Source organism: Pseudoalteromonas sp. HF66 (genome assembly GCF_011806445.1).
GTDB classification, from domain to species: Bacteria; Pseudomonadota; Gammaproteobacteria; order Enterobacterales; family Alteromonadaceae; genus Pseudoalteromonas; species Pseudoalteromonas apostichopi.
The window spans coordinates 1-15,275 of the sequence record NZ_JAATOU010000026.1; the positions used below are offsets into that span (position 1 = coordinate 1).

General features: G+C 42.0%; 17 protein-coding genes and 1 riboswitch. Of the genes, 13 read left to right on the forward strand and 4 right to left on the reverse strand.

Annotated elements, in window-relative coordinates; genetic code table 11:
- Positions 1 to 378: 378 nt before the first annotated feature.
- From HCZ11_RS17890 to ung, 11 genes are all read left to right on the forward strand, one after another.
- Positions 379 to 807, forward strand: coding sequence for an FKBP-type peptidyl-prolyl cis-trans isomerase (locus HCZ11_RS17890; RefSeq protein ID WP_167659121.1), 429 nt, complete (start codon positions 379 to 381; stop codon positions 805 to 807).
- An 83-nt stretch (positions 808 to 890) separates the two neighbouring features.
- On the forward strand, positions 891 to 1,508 hold the full coding sequence (locus HCZ11_RS17895) for a histidine phosphatase family protein (protein WP_167659122.1): 618 nt from the start codon (positions 891 to 893) through the stop codon (positions 1,506 to 1,508).
- Between the two features lie 12 nt (positions 1,509 to 1,520).
- Positions 1,521 to 1,659: riboswitch (cobalamin riboswitch) on the forward strand.
- 80 nt (positions 1,660 to 1,739) lie between these two features.
- Entirely contained in the window at positions 1,740 to 2,570 is an 831-nt protein-coding gene (locus HCZ11_RS17900; RefSeq protein ID WP_167659123.1) for an ABC transporter ATP-binding protein, read from the forward strand.
- Positions 2,536 to 3,552 carry an iron ABC transporter permease gene (locus HCZ11_RS17905; RefSeq protein WP_130049542.1) on the forward strand — a complete coding sequence of 339 codons (1,017 nt, stop codon included), beginning with the start codon at positions 2,536 to 2,538 and terminating at the stop codon, positions 3,550 to 3,552. Before HCZ11_RS17900 ends, HCZ11_RS17905 begins: the two co-directional genes overlap by 35 nt.
- Positions 3,553 to 3,555: 3 nt before the next feature.
- Positions 3,556 to 4,617, forward strand: a complete 1,062-nt coding sequence (gene cobT, locus HCZ11_RS17910) for a nicotinate-nucleotide--dimethylbenzimidazole phosphoribosyltransferase (protein WP_167659124.1) — start codon at positions 3,556 to 3,558, stop codon at positions 4,615 to 4,617.
- A 1-nt stretch (position 4,618) separates the two neighbouring features.
- On the forward strand, positions 4,619 to 5,425 hold the full coding sequence (locus tag HCZ11_RS17915) for an adenosylcobinamide-GDP ribazoletransferase (protein ID WP_167659125.1): 807 nt from the start codon (positions 4,619 to 4,621) through the stop codon (positions 5,423 to 5,425).
- Positions 5,422 to 5,949, forward strand: a complete 528-nt coding sequence (cobU, locus tag HCZ11_RS17920) for a bifunctional adenosylcobinamide kinase/adenosylcobinamide-phosphate guanylyltransferase (RefSeq protein WP_167659126.1) — start codon at positions 5,422 to 5,424, stop codon at positions 5,947 to 5,949. Before HCZ11_RS17915 ends, cobU begins: the two co-directional genes overlap by 4 nt.
- Complete coding sequence (locus HCZ11_RS17925; protein WP_167659145.1) at positions 5,949 to 7,445, forward strand: cobyric acid synthase; 1,497 nt, start codon at positions 5,949 to 5,951, stop codon at positions 7,443 to 7,445. The genes cobU and HCZ11_RS17925 overlap by 1 nt, the downstream gene beginning before the upstream one ends.
- Positions 7,442 to 8,041: a cob(I)yrinic acid a,c-diamide adenosyltransferase gene (gene cobO / locus HCZ11_RS17930; RefSeq protein ID WP_130049538.1), complete on the forward strand. Its 600-nt coding sequence runs from the start codon at positions 7,442 to 7,444 to the stop codon at positions 8,039 to 8,041. The genes HCZ11_RS17925 and cobO overlap by 4 nt, the downstream gene beginning before the upstream one ends.
- A 1-nt stretch (position 8,042) precedes the next feature.
- The gene (locus HCZ11_RS17935; protein ID WP_130049537.1) at positions 8,043 to 8,900 is read left to right on the forward strand and encodes a cobalamin-binding protein; all 858 of its coding nucleotides are present in this window, start codon (positions 8,043 to 8,045) and stop codon (positions 8,898 to 8,900) included.
- Positions 8,897 to 9,571 carry a uracil-DNA glycosylase gene (gene ung, locus HCZ11_RS17940; RefSeq protein WP_167659127.1) on the forward strand — a complete coding sequence of 225 codons (675 nt, stop codon included), beginning with the start codon at positions 8,897 to 8,899 and terminating at the stop codon, positions 9,569 to 9,571. Before HCZ11_RS17935 ends, ung begins: the two co-directional genes overlap by 4 nt.
- A 32-nt stretch (positions 9,572 to 9,603) precedes the next feature.
- Here the strand turns inward: ung and HCZ11_RS17945 are convergent, their stop codons facing one another.
- On the reverse strand, positions 9,604 to 9,792 hold the full coding sequence (locus HCZ11_RS17945; RefSeq protein WP_054554247.1) for a DUF3545 family protein: 189 nt from the start codon (positions 9,790 to 9,792) through the stop codon (positions 9,604 to 9,606).
- Between the two features lie 186 nt (positions 9,793 to 9,978).
- Entirely contained in the window at positions 9,979 to 10,929 is a 951-nt protein-coding gene (gene tal / locus HCZ11_RS17950) for a transaldolase (RefSeq protein WP_130049535.1), read from the reverse strand.
- A gap of 221 nt (positions 10,930 to 11,150) precedes the next feature.
- On the opposite strand from tal, the gene yaaA reads away from it, so the two are divergent.
- Together yaaA and HCZ11_RS17960 are read left to right on the forward strand one after the other, a co-directional pair.
- Entirely contained in the window at positions 11,151 to 11,930 is a 780-nt protein-coding gene (gene yaaA / locus HCZ11_RS17955; protein WP_167659128.1) for a peroxide stress protein YaaA, read from the forward strand.
- A 117-nt stretch (positions 11,931 to 12,047) separates the two neighbouring features.
- Positions 12,048 to 12,983: a mechanosensitive ion channel family protein gene (locus HCZ11_RS17960; RefSeq protein ID WP_167659129.1), complete on the forward strand. Its 936-nt coding sequence runs from the start codon at positions 12,048 to 12,050 to the stop codon at positions 12,981 to 12,983.
- A 375-nt stretch (positions 12,984 to 13,358) separates the two neighbouring features.
- Here HCZ11_RS17960 and serA read toward each other — a convergent pair whose 3' ends face one another.
- On the reverse strand, positions 13,359 to 14,588 hold the full coding sequence (serA, locus tag HCZ11_RS17965) for a phosphoglycerate dehydrogenase (RefSeq protein WP_167659130.1): 1,230 nt from the start codon (positions 14,586 to 14,588) through the stop codon (positions 13,359 to 13,361).
- Between the two features lie 14 nt (positions 14,589 to 14,602).
- Complete coding sequence (gene rpiA, locus HCZ11_RS17970) at positions 14,603 to 15,256, reverse strand: ribose-5-phosphate isomerase RpiA (RefSeq protein ID WP_167659131.1); 654 nt, start codon at positions 15,254 to 15,256, stop codon at positions 14,603 to 14,605.
- Positions 15,257 to 15,275 lie beyond the last annotated feature (19 nt).

Genomic DNA, 15,275 nt, shown 5'->3' on the forward strand with positions numbered 1-15,275 from the left:
TGCCGAACTCAGTAGTGAAACGAAACAGCGCCGATGATAGTGTGGCATTTGCCATGTGAAAGTAGGACATTGCCAGGATCCTATTAAAGAAAGCCCGATTCGAAAGAGTCGGGCTTTTTTGCGTTTTAGCTGTCAGCTTTCAGACGTCAGCTGAATGATCGCTGACGGCTGAAAGCTGATAGCTCTGTATTGGGTTTCGCTGAGCTCTACCCAACCTACGCCAGACCCTCAAACTTTCCCTTTTCTAACTCGTATCTTTCCCCTTTCTAGCTTGTAACTTTACTCTCGCTAACTCGCTACAGACGATACTTGCCCTTGCTTCACTGACTTTGTTATGCGATAAAGCGTTTTAAATTTGTAATACAATTAAGGTTTGATGTGTCTCGTAAGAAAACAACCAAGTCGAAAGGCTCTTCAGGTTTAAATCGTAAAAATAGTGAAGCATTTATTGCTAAGTTCTCATCTCATCCTGATACACATCTATGTTCGTCGGGTTTAATGTATAAAGTGATTGATGAGCTTGAAGAGGAGCGAATTACAGAGTTCGACACAGTGGTCATTAATCAGCGCATTATGCTTGCTGATGGCACTGTGATTGCCGACAGTTACAAAGCGGGTATGCCAGAGGTGTTTGCATTATCTGAAGCAATCGAAGGGTTAAAAGAAGGCTTGTTGCTAATGAATATTGGTTCTCGTTATGAATTTGTGATCCCTCCAGAGCTTGCCTGGGGTAAAAAAGGTAACGGTGGCAAGATTGGCGCAAATGCAGTGCTTCATTTTGACGTTCGATTAATGCGTTTAGCTTAATTCTCTTAGTGTAACAGCCTTAGCATAACTCGACAGAGTAATTAAAACGCGTTAACGTTCACTATTGGTTACTGAGGAACATTATGAACGCATTTGCTTCACGAGTTTACTTTCTTCGCCATGGCGAAATAGCTACGCCTGGAATTCTTTCTGGGCAAATCGATGTTGATTTATCTGAACAAGGCTATAGACAAATGCGCCAAGCCTCAGCTGAACTCAAAAATTTAAATGCCATATATAGCTCACCGCTGAAGCGTTGCTCAGTTCATGCTGACTATTTAGCAAATCAACACAGATTGAACGTTCGGTATTATAACGCTCTGAAAGAGTTCAATTTTGGTGATTGGGATGGCCAAGACTACCAGCAGCTTTGGCAGCAAACAAGTAAACCTCATATCGGTGATTTTTGGCAGCATCCTTGGCAAGTAAAAGTACCGAATGGTGAAGCTATGGCTGATTTTTATACTCGGGTAGATACATGGTGGCAAACGTTTTTAGAATCATTGTGTGAATCTAAACATACTCAGTCACTAGTAATTAGCCATGCTGGTGTGATTAAACAAATTCTAGCTATCGTTTGTCAAATGCCTAAACAATCAGCTACACATTTAAATGTTTTTCATCTCCCATATGCTGGGCTTATAACACTCGATGTATATATTGATGAACAAGGACAGGCTTGGCCAAAAATTGTTTTTTAGCCATCTAGAGCGATATTCATTGAATTATTTACTTAGCCCGCCATAATACTCATATGCTATGGAATGGAGTGCAATTCTCCAGCTGTTCCCGCAACTGTAATCCATCTAAATAATGGTTAGCCAGATACTTAGCACTAACAATTAATCATCGAGCGGGTCAACTCACATCATTTTCTGGTACTTACCAGTGCTTTCTTGTGCGTTGCTATTACTCGCCAAGAGAGAATAAACTTGCAACAAAATAGCCTTAGCGCTGCGCCATTAATATCAGTTTCTGATTTAAGTTGGGGTACTGCGAATAAAACCATACTTAAATCAATTAGCCTTGAATTAAAAGCAGGGCAATTTATCGGTTTACTCGGCCCTAATGGTGCTGGTAAATCAAGTCTGCTGCGCTGTCTTTATCGTTACTTGAAACCTCAGCAAGGAGCCGTGCTGCTAAGCGGTGAAGATATTTGGAAAATCAGTGCTGATGAATATGCAAAGCAGGTTGCGGTGGTTTTACAAGAGTCTCCATCGCAGTTTAATTTGTCATTATTTGATGTTGTGAGTCTGGGCTTAACCCCTCATAAACGACTTTTCAGCGGTACCTCTGTCAAAGATAAGCAGCGAATATATCAAGCGATTAAGCAGGTTGGTTTGTCGCATCATAGTGAGCAAGCATTTGATTCTCTCTCTGGTGGCGAAAAGCAAAGAGCGCTCATTGCACGCTCTATCGTACAGCAGCCTAAGCTGTTGATCATGGATGAACCAACTAGCCACCTTGATGTTAAATACCAAATTCAAATAATGGAATTAGCAAAGTCCCTCGATGTGACTGTGCTTGCTTCTTTCCATGATTTAAATCTCGCAGCAAGTTTATGTGATGAATTACTGGTGATTGATGAAGGTCGCTTGATTTGTCAGGGACAACCAAAAGCGGTACTAACAGAGCAGCTGTTAAGTGATGTATTTGGTGTATGCGCAACAGTATCTGCTCATCCCCAATCAAACAATGATAAGTATATTCCACACATTACTTACTTCTATGGTTATCAGACTCAGGAGTATCATCGTGACTGATGCAATACGTTTAAGTGTCTGTATCCTAGTTGGGCTTATTAGTTGCTTTTTAGCTCTTAGCTTTGGTGCTGCTAATACACCACTGAGTGAAGTATTTGATGGCTTATTTAGCCAAGGTAGCGATGAGTTTGTGCAGCGTATTATTTGGCAGCTACGCATGCCAAGAACCGTACTGGCATTTTTAGCGGGATCTGGGCTTGCCCTTGCGGGATTAATTTTGCAGACCGTAACCCGAAACCCACTTGCTGATCCTTATTTGTTTGGAATTTCTTCGGGAGCTTCATTCGGTGTCGTGTGCTTTATAGCCCTAACAGGCGTGAGTTTTGGTTTTAGTATGTCAATTGCAGCATTTGCCGGAAGCTTACTCTCTATGCTGTTGCTCATTGCTATTGCAGGCCGTCGCCATGTTGGCCAAGTTGAAGCCATGTTACTTGCCGGCGTTGCTTTATCATTCTTATTTAGTGCTATGACTAGTTTGCTACTTTATTTTAGTGATCCTCAAGCCATTACAGCTATTTTATTTTGGACCATGGGCAGTTTTTCTCGTGCGCAGTGGGATACTCTTTGGATGCCATTTATAGTTATTACTGCCTGTATGGCACTGATGATTGCTTTTCGTCGTCAGCTTAATGCAATGCTACTTGGTGATGAAAGTGCCGCGACTTTGGGGATTCATGTACAGCGCTTTCGGATCATGATGCTACTGCTAAGTTCATTAATAACTGCAGTGCTTGTTGCTATGTGTGGTGGCGTCGGTTTTGTTGGCCTGATGATCCCACATATTGTGCGTTACTTTTCGCCACAAGGCAGCAGCCATAACTTAATCATGACTTCGCTAGTCGGCGGTATTTTTATGGTGTGGGTTGATGTGCTATGCCGAACCTTATTGAATAATCAAGAATTACCCGTTGGTGTGATCACAGCAGCTATCGGCAGCGTGTTTTTTTTATTCTTATTGTATTTTCGTAAACAGAGCAGGTAGTTAATGTTTAATATCATGCCAATTAACCAGCAGTTTTCAGCTATTATTCAACAAAAAATAGACCTTAAAGCGAAGCCGCTTGGTGCGTTAGGTCAGCTTGAAAGCTGTGCTAAACAATTAACGCTTATTTTCTCAAAGCAGCTCGATAGAGAGCAGGCGCTTCTAGCCTTCAAACCGGTTATTTCTAGCCCTACTCTGGTTGTATTTGCTGGCGACCATGGTGTTGCAAGCCAAGGGGTGTCAATTGCTCCTAGCTGCGTTACATCACAAATGGTGGCAAACTTTGCAGCAGGAGGCGCAGCGATCAATGTATTTTGTCGTCAGCTAGGTTGGCAGCTCGAAATTGTTGATGCCGGAACCCTCAGTACTGCACATGGTAAAGGTGTGCATAACCAGCGTTTAGGTGAAATCACCGCACCTTTAAATACCGAAATGGCGATGTCTCTTAGCCAAGTTAAGAAAGGGGTTGAGTTAGCAAAGCAGCGAGTTCATTCACTCTATGAGCAAGGCTGCAATACCATCGCCTTTGGTGAGATGGGCATTGGCAATACCACAAGTGCTGCGGCATTGATGGCTGCCTTGTTGTCGTTACCTGCCAGTCAATGTGTTGGTAAAGGCACAGGCGTGAGTGACGAGGTTGTTGCTAAAAAAATCAAGGTTGTCGAGCAAGCCCTTCAATTACACCAAGCTCATTTTAGCGATCCACTAATGACGCTTGCGGCATTAGGTGGTTTTGAAATTGTTCAGATCACCGGTGCTATTTTAGCTGCTGCCGAGCTTGGCATGGCTGTGATCGTGGATGGCTTTATTTGTACTGCAGCAGCGCTTGTTGCAACTCGGATTAATGCAAACGCTCGCGATTACATGATATTTGCTCATGCCTCTGATGAACAAGGGCACAAAGCAATGCTCAATGCCTTGCATGCAGCACCTTTATTGCAGCTTGATTTACGTTTAGGAGAGGGCACCGGGGCTGCGCTTGCCTTACCTTTATTGCAAGCATCTTTGGCGTTTTACAATGACATGGCAAGTTTTGCCGATGCCAATGTTGAGCAAGTATTTTAATATGAGCACTGAACTTAACACATCAAATACTACCCCAAGTCAGCTTCAGTTACTTTTACTGGCGCTTAGCTTTTTAACGCGCATACCCGTTAAATTAAACTTTGCAGTATCGAGCACGGCACTCAATCAGGCCAGCCGTTATTTTGCATTAGTCGGGGTTTTATTAGGTGTACTTTTAGCGCTAAGCTTTTTGTTGTTGAACTGGTTATTCCCCGCTGCTATAGCAATAGCGTTAGTTATGGCCTTTAGCTTGATAATTACAGGGGCATTTCATGAAGATGGCCTTGCTGACGTGTGGGATGGCTTTGGTGGTGGTTGGCAAGTTGCAGATAAACTCAGCATTATGAAAGATAGTCGCTTAGGGACGTATGGTGCAGCGGCGTTAGTGATGGTTTTATTAATTAAGTACCAAACACTCGTCGCACTCACCGAAGCAACCAGTATTCTTGTTATTGCACTTGTTCTAGGGCAAAGCCTAAGCCGAGTTGTAGCAACAAGCTTAATTGCAGATATGGATTATGTAAGTCAGGATGCCACATCTAAAGTAAAACCAATAGCGATGCATTTAAGCACACAAAGTTATCAAATACTGCTAGCAACTGGCGGCGCAGTCTTGGCAATAGCATGGTTGTTTTTTGGCTTCACTCTAGGGCAATTACTGATACTCATTAGCGTGCTTTTTGTTACTCGATTATTATTAAAGCGCTGGTTTGAAAAACAATTATCTGGCTATACCGGCGATTGCCTAGGTGCTGCCCAGCAAGTGTCAGAGCTTGTTACCTACCTTTGCTTGGTGAGTCTATTATGAGCCAACAACATACTTTAATTTTAGGCGGTGCTCGCAGTGGTAAAAGTCGTTTTGCTGAGCAGTTGGCAACTAATTCAAACAAACCGCTTATCTACGTTGCTACCGCAAACGCTGGCGATGAGGAAATGGCTGCCCGAATTAGTAAACATCAAATAGAACGAAGTAAGCATTGGCAACTTGTTGAAGAGCCTTTGTATTTAGCCAAAGCATTACAACAGCATAGCCAGACTGAAAACTGTATTTTAGTGGATTGTTTAACGCTGTGGTTAAGTAATTGCTTATGCCAGCATGGTGAGGCATTTTGGCTTGAGCAAAAAGCGGCCTTACTCGATGCGCTAGTGCAATTGCCGGGTGAGGTGATCTTGGTCAGCAATGAAGTGGGTCATGGTATCGTGCCGCTAGGTGAATTAAGCCGTCAGTTTGTTGATCATTCAGGTTGGTTGCATCAAGCCTTAGCACAGCAAGTTGCACGTGTTGAGTTTGTGATTGCAGGTCTTGCACAAACCTTAAAAAGAGAACAATGATGAAAACATTAATGGTGCAAGGCACGACCTCAGATGCAGGTAAAAGTACCCTTGTAGCAGCTCTTTGCCGGATCTTTGCAGAGCGAGGCATTAAGGTTGCCCCCTTTAAGCCACAAAATATGGCATTAAATAGCGCTGTAACCGCTGATGGTGGCGAGATAGGTCGAGCACAAGCTCTGCAGGCTATAGCAGCAAAAGTGCCCGCAGAAGTCGATTTTAACCCTATCTTGTTAAAGCCCAATAGCGATACAGGGGCGCAGGTTATCGTCCATGGCAAAGCGCTTTCGAATATGGAAGCGGGCAGTTACCACGATTATAAAAAAGTGGCCATGGATGCGGTTCTTACTTCGCAGCAGCGCTTAAGTGAGCGTTTTGAGTTATTGGTCGTTGAAGGAGCTGGCAGTCCTGCAGAAATCAACCTACGTGAAAATGACATTGCTAATATGGGTTACGCTGAAGCGGTGGACTGCCCGGTAATTATTATTGCTGATATCGACAAAGGCGGTGTGTTTGCTCACTTAGTTGGGACGTTAGCGTTATTGTCTGAGTCGGAGCAGGCGCGAGTTAAAGGCTTTGTAATTAACCGCTTTCGGGGTGATATTGCGTTATTGCAAGACGGTTTAGATTGGTTAGAACAATATACAAATAAGCCCGTGCTTGGGGTTTTACCTTATTTACATGACTTAGCGTTAGATGCAGAGGATGCTGTTGCTATAAGTAATCAGGTCGATAAACCGCAATTACGGATAGCAGTTTTGTTATTGCCTCATATTAGTAATCATACCGACTTTGATGCACTGCGATTACAACCAGAAATCGATTTACTGTATGTACGTCATACTCAAGCTATTCCTAATGTCGATTTGATCATTATCCCTGGTAGCAAAAATGTTTTAAGTGACCTAGCCTTTTTAAAAAATGAAGGTTGGCATAAACAAATAACACGTCATTTACGCTATGGCGGTAAAATACTCGGTATATGTGGTGGACTACAAATGTTAGGCAATTACCTAGAAGATCCACATGCTGTTGAATCTAATTTAGGTAGTGCAGAAGGATTAGGGCTTGCTGACTTTAAAACGCAATTAGGGCAGCAAAAAGTACTAAGCCAAGTATCTGGCATACTTCATTTAAATAATAGCGATAACGCAATTTCAGGTTATGAAATTCACGCCGGGATAAGCCAAGGATCAGCACTTAAAAAGCCATTTTTGAGTTTTAATAATCACCCGAGTGGATTTAAAGAGGATGGTTTTATTAGCGATGATAACCAAGTGGCGGGTACTTACTTACACGGCTTGTTCGATACGCCAGAGGGCGTGGGCGAGTTAACAGCTTGGCTTGCTCCAAATAGCCAAATTAAGCCAATTGATATTAATTTAAACCGTGAACAACAGTTAAGCCGTTTAGCGAACGTGGTAGCAGAGAATCTCGATATTGAACAAATCATCAATATTTATGAGAACTTCAATTTAGAGCATAAGGAACAACAATGAGCGAACAGAATCAAGATAAGCACCAACAACGCCAGCAAAAAGTAAAAGAAAAAGTAGACGAACGTATTGCTGCGGCACAAAAAGAGCAGGGGATTTTTCAAGTTATAACTGGCAACGGTAAGGGCAAATCTACCTCTGGTTTTGGCACTGTAGCACGTGCGGTAGGTCACGGAATGAAAGCGGCTGTGTGCCAGTTTATTAAAGGCACATGGGAGTGTGGTGAACGTAACTTACTCGAAAAAGCTGGGGTTGAATTTGTCATTATGAACACAGGTTTTACCTGGGAAACACAAAATAAAGAGTCAGATACCGCTGCTGCGCAAGTGACATGGCAAGAAGCAAAAAGAATGCTGAAGGATGAGTCGATTAACCTCGTTATGCTAGACGAAATAACCTACATGATCACCTACGGCTATATTGATTTAGACGAAGTGCTAGAGGCAATTAGCTCTCGCCCTGCTATGCAATCGGTAATTATTACAGGTCGTGGTGCGCACCGTAAACTAACCGACTTAGCTGATACAGTCAGTGAAGTCAGAAACGTAAAACATGCTTTTGATGCCGGTATCAAAGCGCAAAAAGGATTCGATTATTAACATGAAGGCCATTAAGTTTGCACTCTTAGGTTTTTTATTTTATTTACCGGCACTTACACAGGCCCATGAAATAAACAAGCCACAGCGCATTGTTGCTTTAGCGCCGCATATCGTTGAAAACCTGTTTGCGATTGGTGCAGGTGAGCGCATTGTTGGTACCGTTGACTATGCTGACTTTCCTTTGCAAGCGAATGATATTGAACGAGTAGGTGGCTATTACGGCATTAACATGGAAAAACTGTTGTCGTTAAAACCGGATCTTGTACTAGCTTGGAAAACGGGTAACAAAGCTGAAGATCTAGCTTATATTGAAAAGCTAGGTATTCCAGTTGCTTACAGTAATCCTAATCAGGTTGATAATGTTGCCGATGAACTACGTAAACTGGGTACGCTTACGCATTTGCAAACAAAGGCAAATAAAGTTGCCAAAGAGTTTGAAGATAAACTCAATGCTATTCGTACAGCTCAAAAGGGCAAACCGAAAGTTTCGGTGTTTTATCAATTATGGCCTGAACCTATGATGACAGTTGGTGGAAACACTTGGATCAATCAGCTATTAACCATTTGCCATGCCGACAATGTGTTTGCTAATAGTGATACCGACTATCCGCGTATTAGTATTGAAAATGTATTGGTTGCCAAACCTGAAGTGGTGATTATTCCAGATGAAAAATCGAAAAAGCCTCAGCCTAAAATTGATTGGCGCCAATGGCCCGAATTGCCAGCTGTGCAGCATAACCAGTTTATTAGTGTGAACGCTGACTTATTGCACCGTTTTACAACTCGTATGCTTGATGGCTTGACTGATATGTGTGGTAAAATAGACATTTCTCGTCAGCAAATACAGGCTTCAAAATGATCGACTGGCAAACATTTCTAGATACCGAACTTGCGAAACCTTACATGCAAGAAACCTTGCAATATGTGGCAGATAGGCGAGCAGAGGGTGTTACCGTTTATCCAAAAGATGAGCAGGTTTTCTCTGCTTTTGATGTTACACCACTAAATGAAATCAAAGTGGTTATTTTAGGGCAAGACCCATACCACGGAGAAGGTCAGGCCCATGGTCTTTGTTTTTCGGTATTGCCTGAAGTTAAAAAGTTACCTCCGTCATTGAAAAATATGTACAAAGAATTGGCGACAGATATTGAAGGTTTTGAGATACCACATCATGGTTATTTGCAAAGTTGGGCAGAACAAGGTGTGTTTTTACTCAACACTGTACTGACTGTTGAGCAAGGGCAGGCTCATTCTCATAAGCACCTTGGCTGGGAGCAATTTACCGATGCAGTGATTGCGCTTATCAACCAGCACTGTGACGGTGTGGTGTTTGTATTATGGGGCGCACATGCTCAGAAAAAAGGTAAACACATAGATACCTCGCGTCATCATGTGATTCAAGGTCCGCATCCATCACCGCTTTCTGCTCATCGTGGCTTTTTTGGTTGTCAGCATTTTTCAAAGGCAAACCAGCTACTTATTGATCAAAACAAAGCGCCGATCAATTGGTCGTTGCCACAAATTCTATAGCACAAATGCAAAAGGCCCTTGCGGGCCTTTAATTAAAAGTCTAATTCATCAAGCTCAACGCTGTCTGTGAAATAGTCTAACTCCTGTAGTTCTTTGCGAAGTCTATGCTTATCTTTTAGAGCTTCGATTTCGCGCCATTTTCTCTTTTTATTTTTTGTAGAGGTCTTTTTTGTTGTGCTAGGACCTTCTAATATTTCTAAAATATCGTCTAGGCTATCCATGAACTTCTCCTATTGATTTTTTGAACCTCGGAAATACCTATACCACAGGCTGCTCAAAAATAGAATAAAAAAGTGACAATACTGTTACAGAAGTGTGATTGATAGATGAATAGATCAAAGGTTTAGTTATTTTAGAAACAAAAACGCCACCTAGCGGTGGCGTTTCAAAAAATGCTGTAATTTAAATTACATTGCTTTAAAACGAGCTTCTAATTCAAGCTGCGCTTGTGCAAAAGAACGAATACCCTCAGCAAGCTTTTCTGTTGCCATCGCGTCTTGGTTATGTAACCAACGGAACTGGCTTTCAGTCAGTGGTGCTGGTTTTTCTTCAACAGCAAAGTCGCTTTCTAATAAGTACTCTTGTGCATCAGTTAATTGGCCAAGCTCTTCTAAAAGTGCAGGGCTGATAGTTAACTTATCACAGCCAGTAAGCGCGATGATCTCGCCTGTGTTACGGAAGCTTGCGCCCATAACTACAGTTTTGTAATCATGGCGTTTGTAGAACTCGTAAATGCTACGTACTGATTGCACGCCTGGATCGTTTAGCGGATCAGTTGGTTTTTCCATACCATTAGCAACATGCCAATCCAGGATACGGCCAACGAATGGTGAAATTAAAAATACATTCGCATCGGCACATGCGCGAGCTTGTGCTTCAGAGAATAACAGCGTTAAGTTACACTTAGTGCCTTCTTTTTCAAGCTGTTCAGCGGCTTTGATGCCTTCCCACGTTGATGCAACTTTGATTAGGATCTTATCTTTGCTAACACCTTCTTTTTCGTAAAGGCTTAGTAAAGTGTGGGCTTTATCGATAGTCGCTTGGGTATCAAATGATAAACGTGCGTCTACTTCTGTTGAGATATAGCCCGGTACGATTTCGCTAATTTCTTTACCAATTAATACAGCAAAGTAATCACATGCTAACTCAAGTTGTTTAGCTGCATCTTGCTCGGTTTCTTTGGCATATTGCCACGCTTTATCTAAATAAGGCTTATACGCTTCAATTTCACTGGCTTTTAAAAGTAGAGATGGGTTTGTTGTTGCATCTTCTGGTTGGTGCTTTTTGATAGCTTCGATATCACCCGTATCTGCAACAATAGATGAATGTTGTTTAAGCCTTTGTAGTGCTGAAGTCATTTGCTTTCCTCATTCCAAGCAAGTTAAAAGAAAATCCATTATAGCGGCCTTTATGCTGCAACACTATGACAGTGTTTAATAGGTCAAATGTCCTTAATACAGAAAACTAGAACATTATGTATGAAAGAACAGCGGATAAAGGCAGGACGAAACAAAACGTGCATTTTGATTCAATTAATGTTGAAATTGACATCAAACAAATTACAAGTCAATAGCTAAGTATGATCACTGTTATTTCACCTGCAAAAAATTTAGATTATGAAACACCAGCCACGACCGATAAATTCACTCAACCTGAATTACTCGAGCACAGCGAAGAGTTAATGTCAGTTTGCCGTGATTTAACCCCAGCGCAAATTGGCAGCCTAATGAAAATCAGCGATAAACTAGCGGGTTTGAATGCGGCACGTTTCGCCGAGTGGTCACAGCCATTTACGCAACATAACGCAAAACAAGCAGTGCTAGCCTTTAATGGCGATGTGTACGGTGGATTAGATGCACAAACTCTTAGTGATGCCGACCTAGATTACGCACAGTCGCACTTACGTATTTTGTCAGGCCTTTATGGTGTATTGAAGCCACTCGATTTAATGCAAGCTTACCGCCTTGAAATGGGCACTAAACTAGAAAACCCACGTGGTAAAAACTTATACCAGTTTTGGGGCAGTGTTATCGCCGAAAAGCTTAATACTGTGCTTGCTGAGCAAGATAGCAAATATTTGGTAAACCTTGCTTCGAATGAGTATTTTAAAGCGGTTGATAAAAAAGCCTTAAACGCTCAAATTATTACTCCACATTTTAAAGACTGTAAAAACGGCCAATATAAAGTGATCAGCTTTTATGCGAAAAAAGCTCGCGGCATGATGGCACGTTACATCATTGAAAATAAAATTACCCAATTAAGTGATTTAAAAGATTTCACCGTTGCAGGATATTACTTTAGCAGCGATGCAACAGCAAAAGAATTAGAGCCTGTTTTCTTACGGGAAGAGCAGAACTAATTTTTTAGTAAAATGAATTAGAAGAGCCGTGCTAAGCACGGCTTTTTTGTGCCTGTATGAAACTGGCGTTTATTTTGCAGACCACTCGCTATGTTTCTTAAATGATCAGGTAATCGTATGTTAAAAATACCAACCGTAGGTGAGGCCGAAAAACTTATAGAAGAAAAACTCGGTGGCTGGGTTGATATCATTATAAGCCATATTCCAAACTTTATTGTCGCAGTAGTCATCACTATCGTATTTTCATTACTGGCGCGTATCGTTGGCTCAATGCTTAGAAAGCTATTACGCCGCTCGTTAGAGTCTTCGCAAATAGCAGACTTAATGTCATCGATAGCCAAGGTTATTGTGTTATGTGTAGGCTTATTCGTAGCTCTTGATTTCCTGGGCCTCAGAGGCACGGTCACCTCATTACTTGCCGGTGCTGGTATTGTTGGTCTTGCGATTGGTTTTGCCTTTCAGGATATGACAGAGAATCTTATAGCAGGTATTGCTATGGGGATCCGCAAACCATTTAAAACAGGTGATCTAATTCGCACCGAAAGCGTGTTCGGTACAGTACGGGCGATTAATCTTAGAAACACCCTCATTGAGAACTTTTATGGGCAACTTATCTTAGTGCCTAACAAGATTCTATTTAGAAATATACTCAGTAATTACAGTACGTTAGGTGTGCGTCGTATTGAGGTGCCAGTGGGTATTTCGTATGCTGACGACCCAGAACAAGCCGCAGAAGTGATTGTTAAAAAAATCAATGAGTTTGATTTTGTTATTAAACAAGAAGAAACCGCCGTTTACGCCGAAAGCTTTGGTGATAGCAGTGTTAACCTACTGGTTTGGTTTTGGATTAAATACCCTGGCGAAGCGGATTTCATGACCGTTCGTCACAAGGCTGTTGTGGCAGTAAGAAACGCGCTAAGTGAAGCTGACATGACCATTCCATTCCCAATCCGCACGTTAGATTTTGGTATCAAAGGCGGTGAGAAATTAAACGCCATGATAAGCGAAAAACACCAAGATAAAGACGCAGAACCACAAGCGACTGATGAGTAAAATTTACTGACTCATCGGCGTGATTTACACAGGGAAGTGTGGCTGAGGAGGGGGGGAGTTTATTTTCGCCGACATAGAGTGAATCGTTTTTGCCTCTAAAAACTTTTTGTCCAAATACAAGCTTGTTCTCATTTTTACTGTTTTTTAGAAATGATTGGTGTTTTATTTGTTAGAAATAAGCCTTCGCGCGAAATAAATTTCACGCCTACGGTGAACTATTTTTGACTTAGAGCTTAAAATTTAAGGCTTAAAGCTAGGTTCTTGTGTTTGGTTTCGCTGCGCTCAAACCAACGGGCTTTCAGCTTAGCTCTACAAACAAAAAAAGCGCAAGCAGTTTAACTGTTTGCGCTTTTTATTTATTCGATATGCCAATGATTAGTGAAGGATACGTGCTCTGATTGTCCCTTCAACAGCACTTAGCTCTTTAAGAGCTACTTCTGATTGATCTGTATCTACATCAATTACTACGTAACCAATCGCTTCGTCTGTTTGTAAGTACTGGGCTGCGATGTTGATTCCGTGCTGTGCAAACGCTTGGTTAATTTGCGTTAGCACACCTGGGCGGTTGTGGTGTACGTGTAATAAACGGCTGCGGTTTGCAAGCTCAGGTAATGATACTTCAGGGAAGTTAACTGCTGTAATAGTTGAACCATTATCTGAGTACTTAGCAAGTTTGCCTGCTACTTCAATACCAATATTTTCTTGTGCTTCTTGTGTTGAACCACCAATGTGTGGAGTCAAAATCACGTTATCGAACTCGCGCAGCGGTGATACGAACTCTTCATCATTTGATTTTGGTTCTACAGGGAACACGTCGATTGCTGCGCCGCTCAGCTTTTTATCACGCAGTGATTCTGCTAGAGCATCAATATCAACAACAGTACCGCGAGAAGCATTGATCAAGATGGCGCCTTGCTTCATTACTTCAAGCTCTGCCATACCAATTAGGTTCTTCGTTTGCGGTGTTTCTGGTACGTGTAAGCTAATAACATCGGCACGTTGTAATAACTGAGTTAGGTTATGAACTTGCGTTGCATTACCCAGTGTTAGTTTGTCTTCGATATCGTAAAACTCAACGTTCATACCGATATTTTCAGCCATGATACCTAGTTGTGTACCAATGTGGCCGTAACCAATAATACCTAACGTTTTACCACGTGCTTCGAATGAACCGTTGGCTGATTTTAACCAACCACCGCGGTGCGCTAGGGCATTACGCTCTGGAATACCACGAAGTAATAATAAGATTTCACCAAGTACTAATTCTGCCACAGAGCGTGTGTTTGAGAATGGCGCGTTAAATACCGCAATACCACGTTCACGGGCACCTTGCAGGTCGACTTGGTTAGTCCCGATACAGAAGCAGCCGATTGCGACTAGCTTTTCAGCTGCTTCTAATACCGCTTCATTAATATGAGTGCGAGAGCGAAGGCCTACAAAATGCACATCTTTAATGCGCTCAATGAGCTCGTCTTCAGGTAAGGATGTTTTTACGTAATCAATATTACTGTAGCCATTACGCTTAAGCGTTTCTACAGCACTTTGGTGCACGCCTTCCAGCAAGAGAATTTTAATTTTGTCTTTTGCTAACGATACCTTACTCATATCCTCATTCCTATTTACTTTATTTGCGGCCCATTTTTGGTGCCGATAATGACTTTATCTGCGCCACGATGGGCAAATAAGCCGTTTGTTACTACGCCAACAATCTGGTTGATTGTTAGTTCTAATTCTTTGGCGTTGCTGATATCTAAATTGTGCACGTCTAAAATGACGTTACCGTTATCTGTTACAACACCTTCACGGTAAACAGGGTCACCGCCTAGTTTTACTAGTTCACGAGCTACATAGCTGCGTGCCATTGGGATCACTTCAACCGGTAGTGGAAATGCGCCTAATGTTGTAACTTCTTTAGATTCATCAACAATACAAACAAATTGTTTTGCTACCGCTGAAACGATTTTCTCGCGTGTCAGCGCTGCACCACCGCCTTTGATCATTTCATTTTGTGGGTTGATTTCGTCTGCGCCATCAACATACACATCAAGGCTTGATACATCGTTTAGCTCGAATACTTCTATACCCAGTGCTTTTAACTTTTCAGTTGAAGCCTCAGAGCTAGAAACCGCACCAGTAATGGCGTCTTTTACTGTATCAAGTGCATCAATAAAGTGATTCACTGTAGAGCCTGTACCTACACCAACAATGGTATTTTCGTTTACAAACTCAAGGGCTGCCCAGGCAGCGGCTTTTTTTAATTCATCTTGCGTCATAATTATGTGCTCAGTTAGC

Bases quoted from the DNA above. Each gene is read 5' to 3' on its own strand.
- HCZ11_RS17895 (WP_167659122.1), top strand. From the start codon at position 891: ATGAACGCATTTGCTTCACGAGTTTACTTTCTTCGCCATGGCGAAATA.
- HCZ11_RS17905 (WP_130049542.1), top strand. From the start codon at position 2,536: ATGGTTATCAGACTCAGGAGTATCATCGTGACTGATGCAATACGTTTA.
- cobT (WP_167659124.1), top strand. From the start codon at position 3,556: ATGTTTAATATCATGCCAATTAACCAGCAGTTTTCAGCTATTATTCAA.
- HCZ11_RS17915 (WP_167659125.1), top strand. From the start codon at position 4,619: ATGAGCACTGAACTTAACACATCAAATACTACCCCAAGTCAGCTTCAG.
- cobU (WP_167659126.1), top strand. From the start codon at position 5,422: ATGAGCCAACAACATACTTTAATTTTAGGCGGTGCTCGCAGTGGTAAA.
- HCZ11_RS17925 (WP_167659145.1), top strand. From the start codon at position 5,949: ATGAAAACATTAATGGTGCAAGGCACGACCTCAGATGCAGGTAAAAGT.
- cobO (WP_130049538.1), top strand. From the start codon at position 7,442: ATGAGCGAACAGAATCAAGATAAGCACCAACAACGCCAGCAAAAAGTA.
- HCZ11_RS17935 (WP_130049537.1), top strand. From the start codon at position 8,043: ATGAAGGCCATTAAGTTTGCACTCTTAGGTTTTTTATTTTATTTACCG.
- ung (WP_167659127.1), top strand. From the start codon at position 8,897: ATGATCGACTGGCAAACATTTCTAGATACCGAACTTGCGAAACCTTAC.
- HCZ11_RS17945 (WP_054554247.1), bottom strand. From the start codon at position 9,792: ATGGATAGCCTAGACGATATTTTAGAAATATTAGAAGGTCCTAGCACA.
- tal (WP_130049535.1), bottom strand. From the start codon at position 10,929: ATGACTTCAGCACTACAAAGGCTTAAACAACATTCATCTATTGTTGCA.
- yaaA (WP_167659128.1), top strand. From the start codon at position 11,151: ATGATCACTGTTATTTCACCTGCAAAAAATTTAGATTATGAAACACCA.
- HCZ11_RS17960 (WP_167659129.1), top strand. From the start codon at position 12,048: ATGTTAAAAATACCAACCGTAGGTGAGGCCGAAAAACTTATAGAAGAA.
- serA (WP_167659130.1), bottom strand. From the start codon at position 14,588: ATGAGTAAGGTATCGTTAGCAAAAGACAAAATTAAAATTCTCTTGCTG.
- rpiA (WP_167659131.1), bottom strand. From the start codon at position 15,256: ATGACGCAAGATGAATTAAAAAAAGCCGCTGCCTGGGCAGCCCTTGAG.